The following is a 21,233-nucleotide window of genomic DNA, read 5'->3' as shown; positions in this document are numbered from 1 at the left end:
CGCTTGCGTTAAGGTTCGCAGCATCCGCGACTCCGAAGCATCCCATGGCCACCACCCCTTCCCCCGTACCGGTCCGCAAGCATTTCTCGATGATCCGCGGCTTTCACCTGGCCGACGTATTCACGCTCGGCAATGCGGCGTGCGGGGTGGGCGCGGTGTTCCTCTCGATGGCCTTCATGGCGAGCCAGTCGCTGGCGCACTTCCTCTGGGCCGCCGCGCTCGCGCCCGCGGCCTTCGTGTTCGACGTGTTCGACGGCCGCATCGCGCGCTGGCGGCAAACCCATTCCGCGCTGGGACGCGAGCTCGACTCGCTGGCCGACGTGATCTCCTTCGGCGTGGCGCCGGCCGCGCTCGCCTTCGCGGCGGGCCTGGACGGCGGCTGGGACTGCGTGCTGCTGATCTATTTCGTCGGCTGCGGCGTGAGCCGGCTCGCGCGCTACAACGTCACTGCCGAGGCGCTTTCCGCCGGCGCCGACAAGGTCAAGTACTTCGAAGGCACGCCCATTCCGACCAGCGTGGTGCTGGTCGGCGTGCTGGCCTGGGCCGCGTGGCAGGGCCGCATCGGCGACGCGGTGTGGGGCGGCGCCTGGGTGCTCGGCCCCTGGCAGCTGCATCCGCTCACGCTGCTCTTCGCGCTGTCGGGCACGCTGATGATCAGCAAGACGCTGCGCATTCCCAAGTTCTGACCGTCCATCCACTCCAAGGAACCCCGTCAAATGATGAAGCTGTATTTCGATCCACAGAGCCGCTCGCAGGTCGCGAAATGGATGCTCGACGAAGCCGGCGTGGACTACGAAATCGTGCCCACCCTGATCCGGGAGAAGGCGCACAAGAAGCCCGGCTACCTGAAGATCAATCCCTCGGGCAAGCTGCCGGCGCTGGTCGACGGCCGCGCCCGCGTCTTCGAGAATGCGGCCATCTGCATGTACGTGGCCGAGAAGTTTCCGCAGGCCAGGCTGGCGCCATCGGTAGGCTCGCCCGAGCGCGGCCGCTACCTGTCGCTGATGGTCTATTCGACGGCGCAGCTCGAACCCGCGATGGGCGACAGCCTGCTCGGGCTGCACAGCAACAACAGCGCGCGCGGCTGGACCCATTTCGAGCAGGCCAAGAATGTGGTGGAGCACGAGCTGGGCTACGGCCCGTACCTCTTCGGCGCGCAATTCACCGCGGCCGACGTGATGATCGGCTCGATGTTCATCTGGCACCGCGCCTTCGGCGGGCGCTCGAACCGCCCCAAGATCGACGCCTACATCGACCGCTTGCAGGCCCGCCCCAAGGGCATGAAGTTCGGCTGAACCGCACCCATCCCATGTCAAAAGCACCCTTCCCCCACGGCGCGGCGACCGGCCTCGACCAGCTGGTCCGCATCGCCGCCGAGCAGCCGCTGGCACCGGCCTGCGACCATTTCTACTTCCTGCGCCACGGCCAGACCGGCCGCAATGCGCAGCGCATCTTCCAGGCCGTGGACGAGCCGCTGAGCGAACTCGGCCTGCAGCAGGCCGCGCGCGCCGCCCAGCTGCTGGCGGGCGAGCCGATCCGCACCATCGTCTGCAGCGACGCCCGCCGCGCGCACGACACGGCGCATGCCGTGGCCACCGTGCTTCGCCTTGTGCCCACGCCGCAGGCGGCCTTGCGCGAGCGCAACTTCGGCGCGCTCATCGGCACCTCGTCGGCCGAGATCGACTGGGCCTGCGAGCCCGAGGGCGGCGAAACCCTGGCCCAGTTCGTGGCCCGCAAGCGGCTGGCGCTGGACGCAGCGCTGGCGCAACCCGCGCCGGTGCTGGTGGTGGCACACGGAGGCACGCTCTACGCACTGGCCGCGCTGATCGGCCTGCCCATCGACCTGGCCCTGCTCGGCAATGCGCAGCCATTGCGTTTCTCGCGCAGCGGCCCCACATGGACCGTGACGCCGCTGCTGCGGCATGCCGACGGCGGCTCGAGCCTGGCCTGAAGCGGCCGGCAGGCGTACCGTTCGGCATCCACACCACCGAAAAGCATGGAATTCAAGGACTACTACAGCGCCCTGGGCATCGACCGCACTGCGTCCGAAGAGGACGTGCGCAAGGCCTACCGCAAGCTCGCGCGCAAGTACCACCCCGACGTCAGCAAGGAGCCGGACGCCGAGAAGCGCATGCGCGACATCAACGAAGCCAACGACGTGCTGCGCGACAAGGAAAAGCGCGCCGCCTACGACGCGCTGGCCGACCGCGTGGCGCGCGGCGGCCATCCCCAGGGCGACTTCCAGCCGCCACCGGATTGGGACACGGGCTTCGAATTCCACCGCGGCCCGAACCAGGGCCCGGCCGACCATGCCGACTTCAGCGAGTTCTTTTCGTCGCTGTTCGGCGAGGCCGAGCGGCGCGGCGCGGCAAGGCGCAACTACCGCGCCCGCGGCGAGGACCATCACGCGGCCATCGAGATCGCGCTCGAGGATGCGCTCAACGGCGCCGAGCGCGAGATCACGCTGCGCGCACAGGAACTCGACGCGCAGGGCCGGCCCACCTTCAAGACGCGCACGCTGAGCGTCAAGATCCCGCCCGGCGTGCATCCGGGGCAGTTCATCCGTCTCGCCGGCCAGGGCATGCCGGGCCATGGCGGCGAACCCGCGGGCGACCTCTACCTGGAAGTGCGCATCGCGCCGCACCGGCTCTACCGCATCGAGGAACGCGACCTCTACATGACCTTGCCCGTCACGCCGACCGAGGCCGCGCTCGGCGCGCAGGTCAAGGTGCCCGTGCCCACCGGCGGCGTGGTCGAGGTGACCGTGCCGCGCAACGCGCGCAGCGGCCTCAAGCTGCGGCTCAAGGGCCGCGGGCTGGCCGGCAAGCAGCCCGGCGACCTGTACCTGCTGCTCGACATCGCCCTGCCACCGGCCGACAGCGAGGCCGCGCGCAAGGCCTACGAGCAGCTGGCGCAGGCGTCCGCTTCGTTCAACCCACGCCAGCATCTGGGAGTGTGAGCATGGCGACCGTTTCCGTGACAACCACAGCCATCAGCGCCTCGCAGCCGCTCGCCGCCAGCGAGCTGGCCCATGCCTGCGGCGCCGATACCGAGTGGGTGGTGCAGCTCGTCGAGGTGGGCATCGTGCAGATCGCCGCGGTCGAAGCGCCGCCCGAGCACTGGCGCTTCTCCAGCACCGACCTGCAATGCGCGCTCGAGGCGCGCCGCCTGGAGCGCGACTTTGGCGTCGGCCTCGACGCCGCCGCGCTGATCCTCGACCTGCAGCACGAGGTGCGGCGGCTCAAGGCGGTGATCCGCGCGCACGGGCTTCGCTAGCCACCCCGCAAAGCGCAGATCAGCCGGATTTGCCGCGCGCGTTTTTCTTCGGGCCTTCGGCGCGCGGCGCATTCGCGGCGGCCGGGCCATTGCTGCCATTCAGCTGATCGACCCACAGCAGGGTGTCGACGTACGACATGAATCGGTTGAGGTATTCCGGCGAAAGCTCGTGCATCAGCATGAGCGACCGGTGCACCAGGTGGTGCGAATTCAGCGGGCCCGCATTTTCCGGCACCTTGGCCAGCGACTGCGTCAGCCGCCGGTCGGCGCTGAGCCGCGACCAGGTGCTCCTGAAGTAGCGCAGCGTCTTGAGCTCGGGGGTGGCGGGTGCGGCGTCATCGGCCGCCGCGCCATCATCGCCTTGCGGCGGCGCCTGCCGCGCCATGTGCTCCACGAGCTCCGCGAGCGGGCCGCGGGGAAGCCGGGCCGCCTGTTTCGCGCTCGCATCGCGAACCGCCGGAAGGCCGTCCGCGTGCCGAGCCTCTTCGAGATTCCCGCGATACGCCGCGAGCAGCACGGCCAGCCGCTCGTCGAGGATGCGCCGCGCATCGCCCTCATGGGCGGCCGCCCGCCTCGCGAGCGCCTCGATGAAGCGAAAGCGCACGGGATCCCGGCGATGCCCGCCCTGCGCGCGCCAGGCGTCGAGCACTGCGGCGGGATCGATGCTGCTGCTACTCACGGGACTTGGTGCCGGCGCCAGCCTGCCGCGGCGTGGGCGCCATTTCGACACGCCGGTTCTTCGCCCGCCCTTCGGCATCGGCATTGGATGCCACGGCCTGCTCGGAGCCGAAGGCCGCGGCAAACACCGATGACGACGGAACGCCCTCCTCGATCAAGGCCCGCGTCACCGTCAATGCGCGCTGGGCCGAGAGCTCCCAGTTGTCGGCGAACGGACGGTTGCCGTCCTTCGACTGCCGCATCTGCCGGTCGTCCGTGAAGCCGCTCACCATCAGCACCTCGTCGCGCGCGCGCAGGTACGTGGCCACGGGCGCGGCCAGGCTCTTGAGCACCTGCCGGCCTTCGGGCTGCAGGTCGGCCGAGTTGAAGGCGAACAGCACGCTGCCGCTGATGCCGATGCGCCCGTTGTTCAGCGTGACCCGGCCCGCCGCGAGCGGCCCGGCCAGCGCCTGCTCGAGCGCCTCGCGGCGCTGCGTCTCGGCCTGGCGCTGCTGCACTTCGGCCTGCAGCTTCGCCGCCAGGTCCAGTTGCATGCCGAGCGCCCCCACGAGAATCAGCACGAAGGCCCCCACCAGCCCCGACATCAGGTCGCCGAAGACCGCCCACACCGGCACGCTCGGCTCCAGGCCGGCGTCGAGATCGTCCCGCATCACGCCTCGCTGCCCACGGCGGCCTGCCGGCCCGCGATCTGCTGCAGGTCTTCGACGATCTGCTTCTGCGACATGATGCTCAGGTCGATGACTTCCCTCGCCTGCGCCACGTAGTACGCCAGCTGCTCGTCGCTGCGCGCGATGGACTTGCCGAGCGCCCCTTCGACGCGCTGCAGGTGGGCCACCAGCTTGTCGTTCGACTCGCTGAAGAGCTGCACGGCAAAGCCGAAGGCCTCGCCCAGACTGGCCACTTCAACGGCGCTGCCGGTGATCTGCGCGGCGACCGCGGCCATCTTGCCGGTTTCCTCGTCGACCTTCTCGGTGAAGCGGCTGCCCACGCGGTCCAGCACGTCCGCCGATGCACCCACCAGCGCATCGACCGCCGAGCGCTGCTCGGTGGAGGCGTGGTTCACGGCATCGAGCAGGGTTCCCAGCGTTTCCATGATGCGGCTGCGTTCTTCCAGCATCGCGTTGTCGCGCGCCATGCTGTCGGACAGCTTCTGGCGCAGCTCGGCCACCACTTCGGCGGCCACCCGCGGCGCTTCCGAGGCGGCCTGCAGCAGTTGGGCGATCTCGCCGACCGTGTTCTTCGCATGCGCCTCGGCCTGGGTCGACATGTCGCGCGCGGTTTGCGCGAGCGCGTCGAAGAGCTGCTGCTGCTGGCTCGCCGTGTATGCGCCCGCCTGCTGCCACTGCTGCTGCAGCGACGCGGACACGGTCGCCAGCGCTTGCGTCCAGGCCGACAGCCGCTGCTCGTCGCGCGCTGCGATATCGGCCTGCAGCGCGGCATGCGCCTGTTCCACCGTGCGCAGCAGCGAGGCCGAGTGCTGCTCGAAGCCGGCTGCCGCCGCCGCAAGCGACTGCTGCGCCTCCTGCGACAGCTTTTCGCTGACGCGCTGGTGCTGCGCGAGTGCGCTGCTCCAGGTGTCGGACACGCCGGCCGCCGTGCCTTCGAGCCGGGCCGAGACGCCCTCCACCAGCGAGGCCGAGCGCTGCTCGAAGGTTTCGGCAAAGCGGTCATGCGAAGCGCGCAGGTCGCTCGACAGCGCCTCGGAGGTGCGCTGGTGCTCGGCGAGCGCAGCCTGCCAGGTGCCTGCCACGCTGGCGGTGGCCGCCTCGAAGCGGCTCGAAAGCCCGTCGAGCTGCTGCTGCACGGTGCGCGCGACGGTGTCGTGCAGCGAGGCCGTCTCGCGCGCGATGCCCGCCATGGTGGCCTCGACCACCGGCTGGATCGTCGCGCCCGCGATGCGCGCGCTTTCGCTCAGGCTCTGCTTGAGCGACTGGTCGACCGAAGAGGCCAGCCCGGCATACACGGCCTCGGCCTTGGTGTGGAACTGCGCCTGGCCGGCGGCAAGGCGCTCATTCAGGGCCTGGCTCTGCCGCTCCATCGCCGCCATCATGGCCTGCAGCTGGTCGACCAGCCGCGGCATCTGGTGGGCTTGCTGTTCGAGCAGCTGGAACGAGGCCTCGCGCTGGTGGGCCAGCGAGTAGGCGCGCAGCGTGGTGGCGATCCTGCTGTCGAGCATCTGCCCGGCCTGCAGCCGCTCGCGCCGGCACAACGCCGAGGCCAGCCCCAGCATCGCGGAGGCGGCCACGCCGGCCACCGAGGTGCCGAACGCCAGCCCCAGGCCCTTCACGGGCGCCGACAGCGAGGCGCGGATGGCCGGCAGGTCGGTCGCGCTTTCCAGCGCCATGCCGGTGCCGTTCAGCGTGACCACCATGCCGAGGAAAGTGCCCAGCATGCCCAGCAGCACCAGCAGTCCGGCCAGGTACGGCGTGAGCGCCGGCCCCGGCAGGCCCACGCGCTCGCCTTCGATGCGAAGGCGCACCGCATTGCGCAGCGTGGGATGCAGCCGGTCGAGCCAGGCGCCCAGGCTCGAGGGCGGGTCGGAAAGATCCGCCACGGCGCGCGACAAGGTGGCGGTGGCCTGCTGGAAGCGATGCAGTTCCAGCGCGCCCATCAGGTAGAACGCGCCGACCAGCATCGTGACGGCGAGCGCCAGCGTGTGCGAGCCGACGTATCCGGCCCCGACCCAGCAGACGACGGCCAGGCCCGCAGCAAAAACAGCGTAGTGAAGAAATCTATTCATGGCACTCTGGTGGCCTCATGCGAAGGGCTTCGAGCAGTCCTTCGATCGGTTGAAATCGGAAATCGAGTTCGGCGAGCAGCACGTTCTTCATGTCCTTGCGGAACACATGCAGCCACTCGCCGGCCTCTGCCTCGCTGCCGGGTTCGCCCACCGTCTCCGGGCTGGCCTGGCGCAGGCGCGTGAAATGCTTTTCGAGCAGCGCGGGCACGGCCGCGAGCAGGCTGTGCTCGCGCGCAGCCAGCACCTGCTCCATCACCACGTCCACCGCCGCAAGCCGCGCCATGGCCGGCGACCTGGCCGCCAGCAGCGCCCGCAAACGGCCGCGCAGCGGGCCGATGCCTGCTTCCATGGCCTGTTGCAGCGTGAGATGGCGGCGGCGAAACGGCGTGAAATCAACGGCCGCCGCGACAGCGCCGTCTTCGGCCACCGCCTTGGCCAACGCGGACCGCGCACGCACGCATTCGCGCTCCTCGGCGCTCGCGGAAGCCCGTGCGCGCGAAGGCGCAGCCGCCGCCACGGCGCCGTCCAGCGCGGCCGACAGCGAGATGGCGTCGGTCCAGCCGAACCATTGGCTCAATCGATCCGCGGTGGCCTGCCGGGGTTCGCGGACGTCGACCTCGGTCAGCCGGGAAAGCAAGCGAACAAGCGCCGAGCCGTTGAAAACTGTGCGCTGTGAAACTTGCGCCATACCCGCCAGAACGAAAAACCTGGCAGTCTACACCGGCGGCTCTCCTTGGCCTCCCCGCTCCACGGCTGCTGCCGGGAGGGAAAGTTCAAGCAAACGTTCCAGGCGGTAACCAGGCGTTCCGTTGGATTCAGACCGCCGCTTCCGCAGGCCAGCCTGAGCGCGCCGCGCGTTCGAGCGCAGAACGCACCACCATCCGGTGGAACGGCGCGATCAGCCGGATGTAGTTGCGGCCGAAGAGGTTGTGGCAGTGCACCACCGTGACGGCAGTGAGCGAATCCCCCGCCACGGAGCGCATCACCGAAACGCGGAAATCCAGGTGCCGGTCGTCCTCGCCGAGCACCACCTCGTTGGCATGCGTTTCGTAGATGCGAAAGATGCCGACGCGCGGCGCACCGTCCGGCGTGCCGGCGCGCAGCGCGCTGGCCGTCTTGAGGCCGAAGCCGCCGACCAAGCGGTCGCGCAGCGCCAACAGCGCGTTGACCCAGGGAGCGGGACGCTCGAAAGTGAAGCGCGCCAGCGCCAGCACGTCGCGGGTGGCGCCCTGAGGCAGGTCGATGGCGAAGGCGTCGGCCAGAAAGGCGCCGCGATAGAGGCCGGCCACGCGCGCGCCCGGGGGCAGCGCCTCGCGGCGGGAACTGTGCAGCCGATGGTGGTTTGTCATTGCAAGATCTCGAACACATCGCCGTTGGTCGGCGTCGCCTGCTCGTGATAGATGTCGTAGAGATACTGCGAAAGCTCGGCGCGTGGGACGTCGGATGGAATTGCCAGCTGGATCCTGCGGCGCTTGCCGTCGGGCCCCGTCAAGTAGCTCTCCCAGCGGTCCGCGGCTCTTTCAATGGCCATGACCTGGCCGAACACGTTGAACAGATAGCGCTCGCCGCTCATGGGTATTCACGCTGAACCGCGTGCGAGAAGGCCAGCGGATCGGCCGCCAGCGAGGCCGGGAGAAAGGTCGGCCGCAGGTTGACGGCCGCCAGCTCCGAGATCGGGAACCAGCGGAATTCCAGATCCAGGTGGCTCTCGATGCCGCGGTAGCTTCGCGCCTTGTCGAGATGGGGCGAATCCTCGGCCAGCGAGACGAGAAAATAGAACCCGATCTCGTGGTTGCGCCGGCCCGCGAGGTCGAAGAAGTTCTCCGCCACATGAAGAAGCCGGCCGCATTCGACTTCTTCGCCAAGCTCTTCCCTCATCTCCCGCACGATCGTGGCCGAGGCCTCTTCGCCGACTTCGACCCTGCCACCCGGCAAGGCCCAGTAGTCGTCGCCCGGCGCGCGGTGAAGGAGCGCGTGGCCCGCATGAAGGATGACCGCGGCGGCCCGCACCTGAAAGCGCTGGCCGTGGAGATGGACTGAAATCATGAGGCTCGAGTATCGGTGGTTAAAGTCCGAAGCACCCCCTGCCGAAGAACGAAACCCGCAACCAGATGACCCCAGAGACCAAGCCCCGCTGCACCTGGGCCCAGAGCGATCCGCTGCTGGCCTCCTACCACGACGCCGAATGGGGCGTGCCCGAGCGCGACAGCCGCGCGCTGTGGGAAAAGCTCATGCTCGACGGCTTCCAGGCGGGCCTCTCGTGGCTCACGATTTTGCGCAAGCGCGATGCGTTCCGTGCTTCATTCGAGGGCTTCGTGCCCGAAAAGGTGGCACGGTTCACCACGGCCGACGTCGACCGTCTGATGCTGGACGCGGGCATCGTGCGCTCGCGCGCCAAGATCGAGGCCACCATCGGCAATGCCCGCGCCTATCTGGCGATGCAGGCCGCGGGCGAGGATTTTTCGGAATTCGTCTGGGGCATGGCCGGCGGCAAGCCCATCGTCAACAGCAGGACCGGCGCAGTGCCGACCAAGACGCCGCTTTCGGAACAGATGTCGGCGGCCCTGAAGAAGCGCGGCTTCAAATTCGTGGGGCCGGTGATCGTCTATGCATGGATGCAGGCCACCGGCATCGTGGACGACCACGCACCCGAGTGCTTCTGCCACCACGCCGCGCCGCGGCAGCGCTGAAAACGCAAAAAAGCCGGACGGCACCTGGGGCGCCGTCCGGCTTTTTTACTGCAGAGGAAAGACGCGCGGGCGATGCCGCCGTCTCTTCTCTTGTGCCCGCCTTCTTACAGGCCGGCTTGGCGCGTGAAAGTGCGTGCCTGCGAGGGAACCACGCTGCCGGCGAAAGCTTCGCGGCGCAGGTTCTGGCCGGGCGCGTGAGCGGCAGCAACAGCTTCGCTGCGGACTGCGGCGCGGTCGGTCGAAGCAGCCAGCACGGGCGCCACGGTGGACGAAGCGGCGTCGCTGTAGACGTTGCCTTCGCGGGCAGCGGCAGCGGCCTGGGGAGCCACGTCGGCGCGGCTGTAGCCGGAGGTCAGGGGCTGCACGCCTTCGTAGGTTTCTGCGTGGGCGCCGGCAGCGGCGAGCAGGGACAGAGCGGCGGCGGCGAGGATGTTCGAGGTCTTCATTTCAATTTCCTTCTTGATTGGGCTTTGGATGCCCTGAAGTTTGCACCAGGATGACAAGGGAAAACCCTAGCCAAACCGAATCGCAGTGTTCATGAAACTGAAACAATAACGGGGAACTTTTTGACGTGAGCGCCAAAGTCCACACTTTCCTCAAGAAATTTGGCTCAACCTGCGTATTTTTTCTCTAGCTCGTCGAGCGCGGGCTTGCCGACGAGGCGCTGCCGTTCGGCAAACGAAGCCACGAGCGATGGGTCTTCGTCGAGGCGGCGAGTATCGCGCAACACGGTCAATGCACGTTGCATGCCAGCCACTGCGCCCTGCAACGCGGCATTGGCGTACAGCACCAGTCCATAGCCGAGCGCGCCCAGTTCTTCGGCGCCGAAGGTGGGCGTCTTGCCGCCGATCACCATGTTCATGAGCTGCGGCTTGTCCAGAAGCCGCGGCATGGCGCGCACTTCGTCGGCCGAGGTCACGGCCTCGACGAACAGGATGTCGGCACCGGCCTCGCTGAACTGCTGCGCACGTTCGATGGCCGCCTCGAAGCCGTGCACGGCCGCCGCGTCGGTGCGGGCCATGACGAGCATGCCGGCGTCGGTGCGCGCATCGACCGCGGCCTTGATCTTGCCCAGCATCTCTGCGGTGTCGATCACCGCCTTGCCGGCGAAATGGCCGCAGCGCTTGGGGCTGACCTGGTCCTCGAGCTGGATGCAGTCGGCCCCCGCGCGCTCGAGCACGCGCACCGCATGCCGCACGTTGAGCGCGTTGCCGAAGCCGGTGTCGGCATCGACCAGCAGCGGCAGGTTCACCGCATCGCGGATGCGCGCGGTGTGCTCCGCGATGTCGTGCAGGCCCATGAAGGCCTGGTCGGGCAGGCCGAAGTGCATGTTGGTGACGCCGGCACCGGTGACGTAGATGGCCTCGAAGCCCAGGTCCTCGATCACGCGGGCCGACAGCGCATTGAACGCGCCCGGCACCAGCACGCCGCGGCGCGCCTCGGCCAGGCGGCGCAGGGTCTTCTTCGGCGACTCGTTGTCTTGGGTCATGGTCATGCGGCGTACAGATCCACGTACTCGTGCACCGGCATGGCCTCGAGCTTCCTCGCATCGAGCGACACGCCGAGGATGGCCTCTTGCTGCTTCTGCGCGAAGCGGCGCGCCAGGTTGGTACGGAACTTGGCTTCGAGCAGCGGAATGCCTTCGGCGCGGCGGCGCTTGTGGCCGATCGGGTATTCGACCGCGACCTCCGCAAAGCTGGTGCCGTCCTTGAACTCCACGGTCAGCGCATTGGCGATGCTGCGCTTCTCGGGGTCGTGATAGTCGGCCGTGAAGCGCGGGTCTTCCACGCACACGATCTTGTCGCGCAGCGCATCGATGCGCGGGTCGCTCGCCACGCCGTCCTCGTAGTCGGCGGCGGTGAGACGCCCGAAGATCATGGGCACCGCCACCATGTACTGGATGCAGTGGTCGCGGTCGGCCGGGTTGGCGAGCGGCCCCTTCTTGTCGATGATGCGGATGCAGGCCTCGTGCGTGCGGATGCTCACCTTCCGGATGTCGTCCACCGTCTTGCCGGACTGCTGCAGCTGCGCATGCAGCGCCATGCCCGCCTCCACCGCCGTCTGGCTGTGGAACTCGGCGGGAAAGCTGATCTTGAACAGCACGTTCTCCATCACGTAGCTGCCGTACGGGCGCTGGAACTTGAACGGCTGGCCCTTGAACAGCACGTCGTAGAAGCCCCAGGTCTTCGCGGTGAGCACGCTCGGGTAGCCCATCTCGCCGGTCTTGGCGATGAGCGCGAGCCGCACCGCGCGGCTGGTGGCGTCGCCCGCGGCCCAGCTCTTTCGGCTGCCGGTGTTGGGCGCATGGCGGTAGGTGCGCAGGCTCTGCCCGTCGACCCATGCGAGCGACACGGCATTGACGATCTCGTCGCGCGACAGCCCCATCAGGCGCGCCACCACTGCAGTGGAGGCCACCTTCACCAGAACCACATGGTCGAGCCCCACCTTGTTGAACGAATTCTCCAGTGCCAGGCAGCCCTGGATCTCGTGCGCCTGAATCATGGCGGTAAGCACGTCGCGCATCACGAGCGGCTGGCGCCCCACGGCCACCGCATTGCGGCTGAGCCAGTCGGCCGTGGCCAGGATGCCGCCGAGGTTGTCGCTCGGATGGCCCCACTCGGCCGCGAGCCAGGTGTCGTTGAAGTCGAGCCAGCGGATCATCGTGCCGATATTGAAGGCGGCCTGGATGGGGTCGAGCTGGTACGGCGTGCCGGGCACCTTCGCGCCATGCGGCACCACCGTGCCCGGCACGACCGGGCCGAGCAGCTTGGTACAGGCCGGGTATTCGAGCGCCTCGAGGCCGCAGCCGAGCGTGTCGATCAGGCAGTGGCGCGCGGTCTCGTAAGCCAGCGCGCTCGTGATCTGCTGGTGGGCAAGCACGTAGTCGACGATGTCGACCAGCACCTGGTCGGGTTCGGGGCGGACGTTGCTGATGTGAGCTGACATGATTTTTCTGTGGCGGTAAACGGGACGGGTGCTTTCAGCGGCGATCGGAGATGGGCACGAAGATCAGGTCTTCGGGCCCGGTGTAGTTGGCGCTGGGCCGGATGATCTTGTTGTCCTGCCGCTGCTCGATGATGTGCGCGGCCCAGCCGCTGGTGCGCGCAATCACGAAGAGCGGCGTGAACATGGCCGTCGGCACGCCGAGCATGTGGTAGCTCACGGCGCTGAACCAGTCGAGGTTCGGGAACATCTTCTTCGCATCCCACATCACGCCTTCGATGCGTTCGGCGATGTCGTACATGCGCGTGGACCCGGCCTCGTCGGAGAGCTGCTTCGCGACCCGCTTGATGACCGCATTGCGCGGATCGGAGACGGTGTAGACCGGGTGGCCGAAGCCGATCACGACTTCCTTCGCTTCCACGCGGCGGCGGATGTCGGCCTCGGCTTCATCGGGCGTGTCGTAGCGCTTCTGGATCTCGAAGGCCACCTCGTTGGCGCCGCCGTGCTTGGGACCGCGCAGCGCGCCGATGGCACCGGTGATGGCCGAATACACGTCGGAGCCCGTGCCCGCCACCACGCGCGCGGTGAAAGTCGAGGCGTTGAACTCGTGCTCGGCATAGAGATTGAGCGAGGTGTGCATCGCCCGCTCCCAGCTCGCCGATGGCGCGCGGCCATGCAGCAGGTGCAGGAAGTGCGCGCCGATCGAGTCGTCGTCGGTCTCGACCTCGATGCGCCGGCCCTGCGTGGACCAGTGATACCAGTAGAGCAGCATCGAGCCGAGCGACGCCATCAACCGGTCGGCGATGTCGCGTGCGCCCGGCAGCGAATGGTCGTCCTTCTCGGGCAGCACGCAGCCGAGCGCGGAGACGCCGGTGCGCATCACGTCCATCGGATGGGCGCTGGCGGGCAGGCGCTCCAGCGCCTCCTTCACGCTCGCGGGCAGGCCGCGCATGGCCTTTAGGCGGCTCTTGTAGGCGCGCAGCTCCGACGCGCTGGGCAGCTTGCCGTGCACCAGCAGGTGTGCGATTTCCTCGAACTCGCAGACATCGGCAATGTCAAGGATGTCGTAGCCGCGGTAGTGCAGGTCATTGCCGGTGCGCCCCACAGTGCACAGCGCGGTGTTGCCCGCGGCCACGCCCGAAAGCGCGACGGATTTCTTCGGCTTGAAGCCGGCGGCAGGCGGGTTCTCTGTGGCCAGTGTCATACGGTCTCCTCGAATGTTTCTTCATGAAGGCGCGGCGTATTCGCCAGCCGCACCGGCCGTCCGGCGGCATCCACCGCCACCATCTCGAATTCGCCGTCAAGCACACGCACGAGCGCCTCGGTGGCCACGTCCTGCACGCTGCCGGCCACGCGCACGGTGAGCGAGCTGCGGCCCACGCGCGACACCTGCGTATCGAGCACGAGCGTGCTGCCCAGCCGCACCGGCGCATGGAACAGCACCTCGCCGCAGCGCGCCATCACCACGTCACCGCGCACGAAGCTGCGGCCCGACAGGAACGCCGCCTTCGACAGCAGCTGCAGCGCCTGCCCGCCGAACAAGGTGCCGTAGTGGTTGGTGTGTTCCGGAAACACCACCTCGATCAAACGGACAGTGCCGCGTGCGTTCTGCATGATTCGCAATTTACGCAACATCGTGCCCATAATGAAGACCTGAATTGGCGAATGATTGCGAACGGATCGCCATCGATTTGCGAATGTTGCGAAGAACGGATCAACGATGAAGAAGACCTTCATGGGCGTGCGGCTGCGAAGCCTGCGCGAGGAGCGCGGCCTGAGCCAGCTCGCGCTGGCGCAGCAGCTCGGCCTGTCGCCCAGCTACCTGAACCAGATCGAGCAGAACCAGCGGCCGCTCACCGTGCCGGTGCTGCTGCGCCTGCACGCCACACTGGGTGTCGACATCCAGGCCTTCTCGGAAGACGAAGAGGCGCGGCTCGTCGCCAGCCTGCGCGAGGCGCTGGCCGACAACCCGGGCGGCGATGCGGTCGCGCTCGCCGAGCTGCGCGAAGTGGCCACGCAGATGCCGGCCGTGGGCCGCGCGCTGGTAGCACTGCATCAGCGGCACCGCGATGCCATGGAGCGGCTCGAAGCGCTGGCCGCCGAGCTCGGCGACGGCCGCGGTGATCTCGCACGCATGCCGCAGGCGCGGCCGATGCCTTTCGAGGAGGTGCGCGACTTCTTCTTTGCACACCAGAACCACATCGCCCCGCTCGACGACGCCGCCGAGGCTTTCTCCGCGCAATGGCGGCTGCGCGAAGGCAATCCGGGCGACCGGCTCGCGCATCGCCTGCTCGACGCGCATGGCGTGCAAGTGATTCCGGCGGAGGATGACGAGGGCGGCGCGCAACGCCGCTTCGACCCGGCCACGCGCGTGCTGCGGCTCTCGCGCCATCTGGAGCCGGGCCAGCACGCCTTCCAGCTCGCAACGCAACTCGCGTTCCTCGAACTCGGCGGCATGATCGACCAGCTCGTGGCCGAGGCGCCGCTGTCGAGCGACACCGCGCGTTCGCTGGCGCGCATCGGCCTGGCCAACTACTTCGCTGCCGCGTTGTTGCTGCCCTACGGCATCTTTCTTGAAGCGGCCGAGCAGCTGCGCTACGACATCGACCAGCTCGCACGGCGCTTCGGCGTGGGCTTCGAGACCATCTGCCATCGCCTGAGCTCGCTGCAGCGGCCCGAGGCGCGCGGCGTGCCCTTCTTCCTGATCCGCGTCGACCGCGCGGGCAACATCTCGAAGCGGCAATCGGCCACGCACTTCCACTTCTCGAAGACCGGCGGCACCTGCCCGCTGTGGAACGTGTACGAAGCCTTCGCGCAGCCCGGCCGCGTGCTGACGCAGCTCGCGCGCATGCCCGACGGCCGCGCCTACCTCTGGATCGCGCGCACGGTGTCGCACGGCTACCGAGGCTATGGTTCGCCCAACAAGACCTTTTCCATCGGGCTGGGCTGCGACATCAGCCATGCCACGCGGCTGGTCTATTCCAAGGGCATGGACCTGCGCGATCCCGAGGTGCCGACGCCCATCGGCGCGGGCTGCAAGGTGTGCGAGCGCGAGGCCTGTCCGCAGCGCGCCTTTCCGTTCGTGGGGCGCCCGCTCGACGTGGACGAGAACCAGAGCCGCTTCATGCCCTATGCCGCGGCGCCCGACAGGTACGCCACTGCGCGCACCGCCGTCAGGAACGCGGCCAGCCGCGCACCAGCGTCCGGATCGCCACGGCGCCGCTCCCCTTGACCTCGGCGCGGTAGCTGCCCACCAGGGCTTCGCGCTCGGCCGCGGCCTGCGGGTCGTTGCGCCAGGCGAGCAAGGCGGCCACGTCCGCATCGGGCAGCGCTGCGAGCAGCGCCTGCGTGACCTGCCTCTCGAACTCGCGTGCCACCGTCAGCAGGTTGCGCGGGCGCGGCGATGTGACGCCGCGCGACCACAGCGTGTCGACGGCCATGTCGAGCGTGCGGTCCGGCAGCGAAGTGAACTGTCCGGCGTTGCCGCGCGCCAGTTGCTTGACGACCGAGCTCAGCAGCAGCTGGCTCGAGAAATCGACCTCGCGCAGGTCGGCCACGGCCATGCGCTCGAGCAGTTCCGTGCGCGCGGGATCGGCCGGCTTCGCTCGTTCACGGTTGAAGAACTCCATCTTGCCTGTGTCGTCCATTGCGGCGTAGTCGGTGCGCAACTTCGAGAGCCGGGCCACCGCGGCCTGCACCTGCGGGCTCGGCGCCGCGCCGCCCTTGCCGGCAGCAGCCACCTCCTGCTGGATGGCGGCAACGGACGCGGCCACATCGAAAGATCGCGCAGCGGCCGTGTCCAACGCCTTGAGCGCCTTGTCGGCAATGGCCTGATCGGCAGGCTCCAGCAGCTGGCGCGCATCGCGCGACACGGCACCCGGCGCATAAGCCGCCTGGTAGCGCGCCTGCACGCCCTCGAACTGCAGCAGGGCCTGGGCGCGGTCTTGCGCCCAGCCCATGACGGGTGCGAGCAGCAGCGGCAGCAGGAGAAAAAAAGGCGCGAGAAAGAAACGTCTTGGTGAAACTGAAAGGGCAACCATGGCGCCATTATTGGCGCTCGCCCTGCCCGCTTCTCTCTCCTCAGGCGGCCGCCAGTTCCTTGCGCAGCAGCTTCGCGGCCGCAACCATGTTCGACAGCGCGGCCTCGGTCTCCGGCCAGCCGCGGGTCTTCAGGCCGCAATCAGGGTTGATCCAGAGGTTATCCAGCGGCACCACGCCGGCCGCCTTGCGCATCAGGCGCACGATCTCGTCCACCGAGGGCACCCGCGGCGAATGGATGTCGTACACGCCGGGGCCGATCTCGTTCGGGTAGCGGAAGCCCCCCGCATTGTTCTCGCCGCCGAATCCCCGCAGCAGCTCCATGTCGGAGCGGCTGGTCTCGATGGTGATCACGTCGGCATCCATGGCCGCGATTTCCGGCAGGATGTCGTTGAATTCCGAATAGCACATGTGGGTGTGGACCTGCGTCTCGTCGCGCACGCCCGAAGCGCTGATGCGGAAGGCGCGCGTGGCCGACTTCAGGTAGGCCGGCCAGCCGGCGCGGCGCAGCGGCAGGCCTTCGCGGATCGCGGGCTCGTCGATCTGGATGATGCCGATGCCGGCGCCCTCGAGGTCCACCACCTCGTCGCGGATCGCCCAGGCGATCTGCTCGCAGGTGATGCTGCGCGGCTGGTCGTCGCGCACGAAGGACCATTGCAGGATGGTGACGGGGCCGGTCAGCATGCCCTTCATCGGCAGCTTGGTGAGGCTCTGCGCATAGGCGGTCCATTCGACCGTCATCGGCGCAGGGCGCGCCACGTCGCCGAAGATGACCGGCGGCTTCACGCAGCGCGAGCCGTATGACTGCACCCAGCCGTTGGCGGTGAAGGCAAAGCCGTCGAGCTGTTCGCCGAAGTACTCGACCATGTCGTTGCGCTCGGCCTCGCCATGCACCAGCACGTCGATGCCCAGCGCTTCCTGCTTGCGCACGGCCAGTGCGATTTCGGCGCGCATCTTCTCGCGGTAGCCTGCCGCATCGAGCTCGCCGCGCTTGAAGGCGGCACGCGCGGCGCGGATCTCCCTGGTCTGCGGGAACGAGCCGATGGTGGTGGTGGGCAGCGCGGGCAATGCGAAGCGCGCGCGCTGCACCCGCTGCCGCTGGCCGAACGGGGATGCGCGCTGGTCGTCGCCGGCCACGCTGCGGGCGAGCCGCAGCGCCACGTCGGCGCGGTGCACGCGCGGGCTGCTGCGCCTTGCGGCCACCGCGGCGCGCGCGGCTTCGAGTTCTTGCGCGACCGAGTCCTCGCGGCCGTCGAGCACGGCGCGCAGCACGCGCAGTTCGCCGAGCTTTTCGACGGCGAAGGCGAGCCACGACTTGAGCTCCGCATCGAGCTTGTCTTCCGCGGCCAGGCTGAACGGCACGTGCAGCAGCGAGCACGATGGCGCGATCCAGAGCTCGCCGCGCCGCTTGTCGATCACCGGGCGCAGCACGGCAAGCGCCGCGTCGGGGTCGGTGCGCCAGATGTTGCGGCCGTCGACGATGCCGATCGACAGCACCTTGTGCGTGGCGAGCCAGTCGGCCACGCCCGTCAGCTCCTGCGGCGCGCGCACGGCGTCCACGTGCAGGCCGGCCACCGGCAGCTGGCAGGCGAGGCGCAGGTTGTCCGACAGCGGCGAGAAGTAGGTCGCCAGCAGCAGCTTCGGCGCACTGCGGGCCAGTTGCCAGTAGGCGCGCTCGAAGGCATTGCGCCAGGCATCGGGCAGGTCCAGGCCGAGGATGGGCTCGTCGATCTGCACCCATTCGACGCCCTGCTGCTTGAGCCGGTTCAGCACCTGTTCGTACACGAGCAGCAATGCATCGAGCAGCGACAGGCGGTCGAAGCCCTCTTGCTTCTCCTTGCCAAGGTACAGGAAGCTCAGCGGCCCGAGCAGCACGGCCTTGACCGCATGGCCGGCCTGCTGCGCCTGCGCCACCTCGTCGAAGAGCCGCGTCGAGGCCAGCCTGAACTGCGTGGCCGCGGTGAACTCGGGCACGAGGTAGTGGTAGTTGGTGTCGAACCACTTGGTCATTTCCAGCGCGAAAGTGCCCTCGGCGCCGTGGCTGCAGCCAGCCTGGTGCGTATGGCCGGCCTCGTCCTCCACGCCGCGCGCCATCCTGAAATAGCGCGACAGCTCGGGCTCGTCGCCTTTGAAGCCGAAGCGCGCCGGCTCGCAGCCGAAGAGCTGGATGTGGTTGGCCACGTGGTCATAGCAGGCGAAGTCGCCGACGGTGACGTAGTCGAGCCCGGCGTCGCGCTGGGCCTGCCAGTGGCGTACGCGCAGCTGGCCGCCAACTTCTTCCAGCGCGGCGTGGTCGATCTCGCCGCGCCAGTGCTTTTCGAGGGCGAACTTGAGTTCCCGGTGGGCGCCCATGCGCGGAAAGCCGAGGATGTGGGTACGGATGGTCATTGCAGATGGTCCGGTCGCTGAATCTTTGAGAATCGGCAATGGTCGGGCTTTGGGGCATATGATCCAAACGAAACCTTTTGCCCATTCGCTTGAAAATCATTCATGTTGCAGTCGATCCTCGAGATACGCCACCTGCGCACGCTCGTTGCGCTGCGCGACACCGGCAGCCTGGTGCGCGCGGCGCAATTGCTGAACCTCACGCAGTCGGCGCTGTCGCACCAGGTCAAGCTGCTCGAAGACCGCTACGGCGCGCAGCTCTTCGAGCGCAAGTCGGTGCCGCCGCAGTTCAGCACCACCGGGCTGCGGCTGTTGCAGCTGGCCGATGCCGCGCTGCCGCTGGTCGAAGAAGCCGAGCGTGACGTGGCGCGGCTGGCGCTGGGCCGCAGCGGGCAGCTGCGCATCGTGGTCGAGTGCCACACCTGCTTCGACTGGCTGATGCCGGCCATGGATGCCTTCCGCCAGCGCTGGCCGGAGATCGAGCTGGACATCGTCTCGGGCTTTCATCCCGACCCGATCGCGCTGGTGATGCAGAACCGCGCCGAGGTGGCGATCGTCTCCGAGCAGGACCCCGACGAGACCGTGGACTACCACGCGCTGTTCCGCTTCGAGATCGTGGCGCTGCTCGCCAACGACCATGCGCTCGTCGCCAAGCCGCATCTGACGGCGCGCCACTTTGCCGACCAGACGCTCATCACCTACCCCGTGCCCGACGAGATGCTCGACATCGTGCGCCAGGTGCTGGCGCCGGCCGGCGTGGCGCCTGCGCACCGGCGCACGACCGAGCTCACGGTGGCGATGCTGCAGCTGGTGGCGAGCGGCCGCGGCGTGGCCACCCTGCCGCTGTGGGCGGTGCAGAACTACCTGGACCGCGGCTATGTCACGGCCCGGCGCGTGGGCGCCCGGGGCCTCACGGGGCGGCTCTACATGGCCTGCACGCAGGGCACGTCCGGCCAGCCGTGGCTGGCGGACTTCGTGCGCATCACGCGCGAGAGCTGCTTCAAGAGCCTGCCGGGCATCGAGCTGCTCTGACGCGGCCCTGCAGCAGAATCATGGCCATCGATTCGACAACAGAATGAGCTTCCCATGGCACTGACGAAGAAGGGCAGGTACTGGTATGGCAGCGGCCCGGACGACACCCGAGCCGAACTGCTGCGCTACAGCAAGGCCAACGCCTGTCCGGCGACCCGGTTCGCGGAATCGGTGTGCGCCTGCGGCCACCGCGCGTTCAGGCTCGAGACCGACGAAGACGCAGGTGCCGCACGGCGCACCTGCCTGACCTGCGGCACGGTTCAGCTGATGGGCGACAGCGCGGAGTTTGCGGACGAGGCCGAGTTCGGCGGCCATGAATGCGTCTGCGCGGCCGAGAGCTTCGAGCTGCTGTCGGGCGTCGCGCTCTACAGCGACAGCAGCGACGTGCGCTGGTACTACCTGGGCTGCCGCTGCACCGCGTGCAATCTCGTGGGCGTATTTGCCGACTGGAAGTGCGAAGCCGGCGACGCCGAGGCCTTTCTTGCCGCGGTCTGACCGGCACCCGCGGCGCCGAGCATCCATGCCCTGAAGGCGGCCACCTTCGGCCTGTGGCGGCTGTCTTCGGGGTACACGAGGTAGTAGGCAAAGTCTTCGAGCCACGCGGCTTCCGACAGCTGGACCAGCCGGCCTTCGGCCATCTCGTCCGCCACCAGCGCCGCCGGCAGCAAGCCCGCGCCCTGCCCCGCAAGCACCGCCTTCAGCAACAGGCCCGAATCATCGAAGGACGGGCCGCGCACCGGCGCGGCCTGATCGATGCCCTGCGCCTCGAACCACATGGCCCAGCCCTTGCGCTCGGCATCGTTCACGCGCGGCCAGCGCATGAGATCGGCCGGTGCCGCGGGCGGCCCGAGGCTGCGAACCAGCGCGGGCGCGGCAACCGGAACGATCTCCACCGTGAGCACGCGGTGGCTGATCAGGCCGGGATAGCGGCCGAGCCCATGGCGGATCGCCACGTCCACACCGTCGCGCGAAAAATCGGCCAGCGCGGTGCTGCTCACCACCTGCAGATCGATGTCCGGATGCGCATCGTGAAAGCTCTTGAGCCGCGGCACCAGCCACATGGACGCGAAGAACGGCGTGGTGCTCACCGTGAGGATGCCGGTTTCCGCAGGCATGGCGATGCGGCGCGTCGCGTCGCTGATCTGCCGGAAGGCATTGCGCACCGGCGGCAGGTAGGCCTGGCCCGCATCGGTCAGAAAGATGCCGCGGTTCGCGCGCCGGAACAGCGCAATGCCCAGGTGCAGCTCCAGCGACTTGATCAGCTGGCTGACGGCGCCGGCGGTCACGCACAGCTCGTCGGCCGCGTTCTTCACCGAGAGATGGCGGGCGGTCGCCTCGAAGGCGCGGAGCGCGTTGAGCGGCGGGAGCTGGTGTTCCATCGTTTAGCTGAGCTGAACTGATTGCCTCAGAAAATCTGGTTTGCAAGGCCGTGCGGGAAAGAGGAGCATCCG

The 21,233-nt window shown here is 68.4% G+C and carries 24 protein-coding genes; 9 read left to right on the top strand and 15 right to left on the bottom strand.

Annotation, left to right across the window (positions count from 1 at the left end; genetic code table 11):
• Positions 1–44: 44 nt before the first annotated feature.
• From FB547_RS18605 to FB547_RS18585, 5 genes are read left to right on the top strand one after another with little or no spacing between them, the layout of a single operon-like run.
• The gene (locus FB547_RS18605; protein WP_145744764.1) at positions 45–686 is read left to right on the top strand and encodes a CDP-alcohol phosphatidyltransferase family protein; all 642 of its coding nucleotides are present in this window, start codon (positions 45–47) and stop codon (positions 684–686) included.
• 30 nt (positions 687–716) lie between these two features.
• Complete coding sequence (locus tag FB547_RS18600) at positions 717–1,295, top strand: glutathione S-transferase family protein (RefSeq protein WP_209502780.1); 579 nt, start codon at positions 717–719, stop codon at positions 1,293–1,295.
• A gap of 14 nt (positions 1,296–1,309) precedes the next feature.
• Positions 1,310–1,951, top strand: a complete 642-nt coding sequence (locus FB547_RS18595) for a histidine phosphatase family protein (RefSeq protein WP_145744763.1) — start codon at positions 1,310–1,312, stop codon at positions 1,949–1,951.
• 45 nt (positions 1,952–1,996) lie between these two features.
• Positions 1,997–2,959, top strand: a complete 963-nt coding sequence (locus tag FB547_RS18590) for a DnaJ C-terminal domain-containing protein (protein ID WP_145744760.1) — start codon at positions 1,997–1,999, stop codon at positions 2,957–2,959.
• A gap of 2 nt (positions 2,960–2,961) precedes the next feature.
• Positions 2,962–3,276 (top strand): chaperone modulator CbpM, encoded by a 315-nt coding sequence (locus FB547_RS18585; RefSeq protein WP_145744759.1) that lies wholly within the window; start codon positions 2,962–2,964, stop codon positions 3,274–3,276.
• Positions 3,277–3,295: 19 nt separating this feature from the next.
• Here FB547_RS18585 and FB547_RS18580 read toward each other — a convergent pair whose 3' ends face one another.
• The 7 genes from FB547_RS18580 to FB547_RS18550 all read right to left on the bottom strand — a co-directional run bounded on the left by FB547_RS18580 (position 3,296) and on the right by FB547_RS18550 (position 8,740).
• Positions 3,296–3,940: a DUF2894 domain-containing protein gene (locus FB547_RS18580; protein WP_145745203.1), complete on the bottom strand. Its 645-nt coding sequence runs from the start codon at positions 3,938–3,940 to the stop codon at positions 3,296–3,298.
• A 7-nt stretch (positions 3,941–3,947) separates the two neighbouring features.
• On the bottom strand, positions 3,948–4,604 hold the full coding sequence (locus FB547_RS18575; RefSeq protein WP_145744757.1) for an OmpA family protein: 657 nt from the start codon (positions 4,602–4,604) through the stop codon (positions 3,948–3,950).
• Positions 4,604–6,694 carry a DUF802 domain-containing protein gene (locus FB547_RS18570; protein WP_145744755.1) on the bottom strand — a complete coding sequence of 697 codons (2,091 nt, stop codon included), beginning with the start codon at positions 6,692–6,694 and terminating at the stop codon, positions 4,604–4,606. Before FB547_RS18570 ends, FB547_RS18575 begins: the two co-directional genes overlap by 1 nt.
• Positions 6,687–7,382: a DUF3348 domain-containing protein gene (locus FB547_RS18565; protein ID WP_145744753.1), complete on the bottom strand. Its 696-nt coding sequence runs from the start codon at positions 7,380–7,382 to the stop codon at positions 6,687–6,689. Before FB547_RS18565 ends, FB547_RS18570 begins: the two co-directional genes overlap by 8 nt.
• 127 nt (positions 7,383–7,509) lie before the next feature.
• Positions 7,510–8,043 carry a DUF2867 domain-containing protein gene (locus tag FB547_RS18560; protein ID WP_145744751.1) on the bottom strand — a complete coding sequence of 178 codons (534 nt, stop codon included), beginning with the start codon at positions 8,041–8,043 and terminating at the stop codon, positions 7,510–7,512.
• Positions 8,040–8,267 carry a hypothetical protein gene (locus FB547_RS18555; RefSeq protein ID WP_145744749.1) on the bottom strand — a complete coding sequence of 76 codons (228 nt, stop codon included), beginning with the start codon at positions 8,265–8,267 and terminating at the stop codon, positions 8,040–8,042. Before FB547_RS18555 ends, FB547_RS18560 begins: the two co-directional genes overlap by 4 nt.
• Positions 8,264–8,740 carry an NUDIX hydrolase gene (locus FB547_RS18550; protein WP_145744748.1) on the bottom strand — a complete coding sequence of 159 codons (477 nt, stop codon included), beginning with the start codon at positions 8,738–8,740 and terminating at the stop codon, positions 8,264–8,266. The genes FB547_RS18555 and FB547_RS18550 overlap by 4 nt, the downstream gene beginning before the upstream one ends.
• A gap of 65 nt (positions 8,741–8,805) precedes the next feature.
• Between FB547_RS18550 and FB547_RS18545 the strand changes: the two genes are divergently transcribed.
• On the top strand, positions 8,806–9,384 hold the full coding sequence (locus tag FB547_RS18545) for a DNA-3-methyladenine glycosylase I (RefSeq protein ID WP_145744746.1): 579 nt from the start codon (positions 8,806–8,808) through the stop codon (positions 9,382–9,384).
• A gap of 104 nt (positions 9,385–9,488) precedes the next feature.
• Here the strand turns inward: FB547_RS18545 and FB547_RS18540 are convergent, their stop codons facing one another.
• From FB547_RS18540 to FB547_RS18520, 5 genes are all read right to left on the bottom strand, one after another.
• Complete coding sequence (locus FB547_RS18540; protein ID WP_145744744.1) at positions 9,489–9,830, bottom strand: alpha/beta hydrolase; 342 nt, start codon at positions 9,828–9,830, stop codon at positions 9,489–9,491.
• A 164-nt stretch (positions 9,831–9,994) separates the two neighbouring features.
• Positions 9,995–10,873, bottom strand: a complete 879-nt coding sequence (locus FB547_RS18535; RefSeq protein ID WP_145744742.1) for an oxaloacetate decarboxylase — start codon at positions 10,871–10,873, stop codon at positions 9,995–9,997.
• A gap of 2 nt (positions 10,874–10,875) precedes the next feature.
• Positions 10,876–12,330 carry a bifunctional 2-methylcitrate dehydratase/aconitate hydratase gene (locus FB547_RS18530; protein ID WP_145744740.1) on the bottom strand — a complete coding sequence of 485 codons (1,455 nt, stop codon included), beginning with the start codon at positions 12,328–12,330 and terminating at the stop codon, positions 10,876–10,878.
• Positions 12,331–12,364: 34 nt separating this feature from the next.
• Positions 12,365–13,531, bottom strand: coding sequence for a 2-methylcitrate synthase (gene prpC / locus FB547_RS18525; protein ID WP_145744738.1), 1,167 nt, complete (start codon positions 13,529–13,531; stop codon positions 12,365–12,367).
• Complete coding sequence (locus FB547_RS18520; protein WP_307698037.1) at positions 13,528–14,064, bottom strand: acyl-CoA thioesterase; 537 nt, start codon at positions 14,062–14,064, stop codon at positions 13,528–13,530. Before FB547_RS18520 ends, prpC begins: the two co-directional genes overlap by 4 nt.
• Between FB547_RS18520 and FB547_RS18515 the strand changes: the two genes are divergently transcribed.
• Positions 14,048–15,559, top strand: coding sequence for a short-chain fatty acyl-CoA regulator family protein (locus FB547_RS18515; protein ID WP_145744737.1), 1,512 nt, complete (start codon positions 14,048–14,050; stop codon positions 15,557–15,559). The two genes, FB547_RS18520 and FB547_RS18515, sit on opposite strands and share 17 nt — an antisense overlap.
• On the opposite strand, the gene FB547_RS18510 is transcribed toward FB547_RS18515, so the two are convergent.
• Together FB547_RS18510 and metE are read right to left on the bottom strand one after the other, a co-directional pair.
• Entirely contained in the window at positions 15,501–16,367 is an 867-nt protein-coding gene (locus tag FB547_RS18510; RefSeq protein ID WP_145744735.1) for a hypothetical protein, read from the bottom strand. The genes FB547_RS18515 and FB547_RS18510 overlap by 59 nt on opposite strands.
• A gap of 40 nt (positions 16,368–16,407) precedes the next feature.
• The gene (metE, locus tag FB547_RS18505) at positions 16,408–18,753 is read right to left on the bottom strand and encodes a 5-methyltetrahydropteroyltriglutamate--homocysteine S-methyltransferase (protein ID WP_145744733.1); all 2,346 of its coding nucleotides are present in this window, start codon (positions 18,751–18,753) and stop codon (positions 16,408–16,410) included.
• A 102-nt stretch (positions 18,754–18,855) separates the two neighbouring features.
• Between metE and FB547_RS18500 the strand changes: the two genes are divergently transcribed.
• Both FB547_RS18500 and FB547_RS18495 read left to right on the top strand, forming a co-directional pair.
• A complete protein-coding gene (locus tag FB547_RS18500; RefSeq protein WP_145744731.1) occupies positions 18,856–19,782 on the top strand; it encodes a LysR family transcriptional regulator in 927 nt (308 codons plus the stop codon).
• 54 nt (positions 19,783–19,836) lie between these two features.
• Positions 19,837–20,277, top strand: coding sequence for a hypothetical protein (locus FB547_RS18495; RefSeq protein ID WP_145744730.1), 441 nt, complete (start codon positions 19,837–19,839; stop codon positions 20,275–20,277).
• On the opposite strand, the gene gcvA is transcribed toward FB547_RS18495, so the two are convergent.
• Positions 20,178–21,161: a transcriptional regulator GcvA gene (gcvA, locus tag FB547_RS18490; protein ID WP_145744727.1), complete on the bottom strand. Its 984-nt coding sequence runs from the start codon at positions 21,159–21,161 to the stop codon at positions 20,178–20,180. The genes FB547_RS18495 and gcvA overlap by 100 nt on opposite strands.
• Positions 21,162–21,233: the final 72 nt, after the last annotated feature.

Origin of the sequence: Variovorax beijingensis, assembly GCF_007828835.1 — a bacterium.
Classification (GTDB): domain Bacteria; phylum Pseudomonadota; class Gammaproteobacteria; order Burkholderiales; family Burkholderiaceae_C; genus Variovorax; species Variovorax beijingensis_A.
This window is presented reverse-complemented; position numbering and strand designations above follow the sequence as displayed.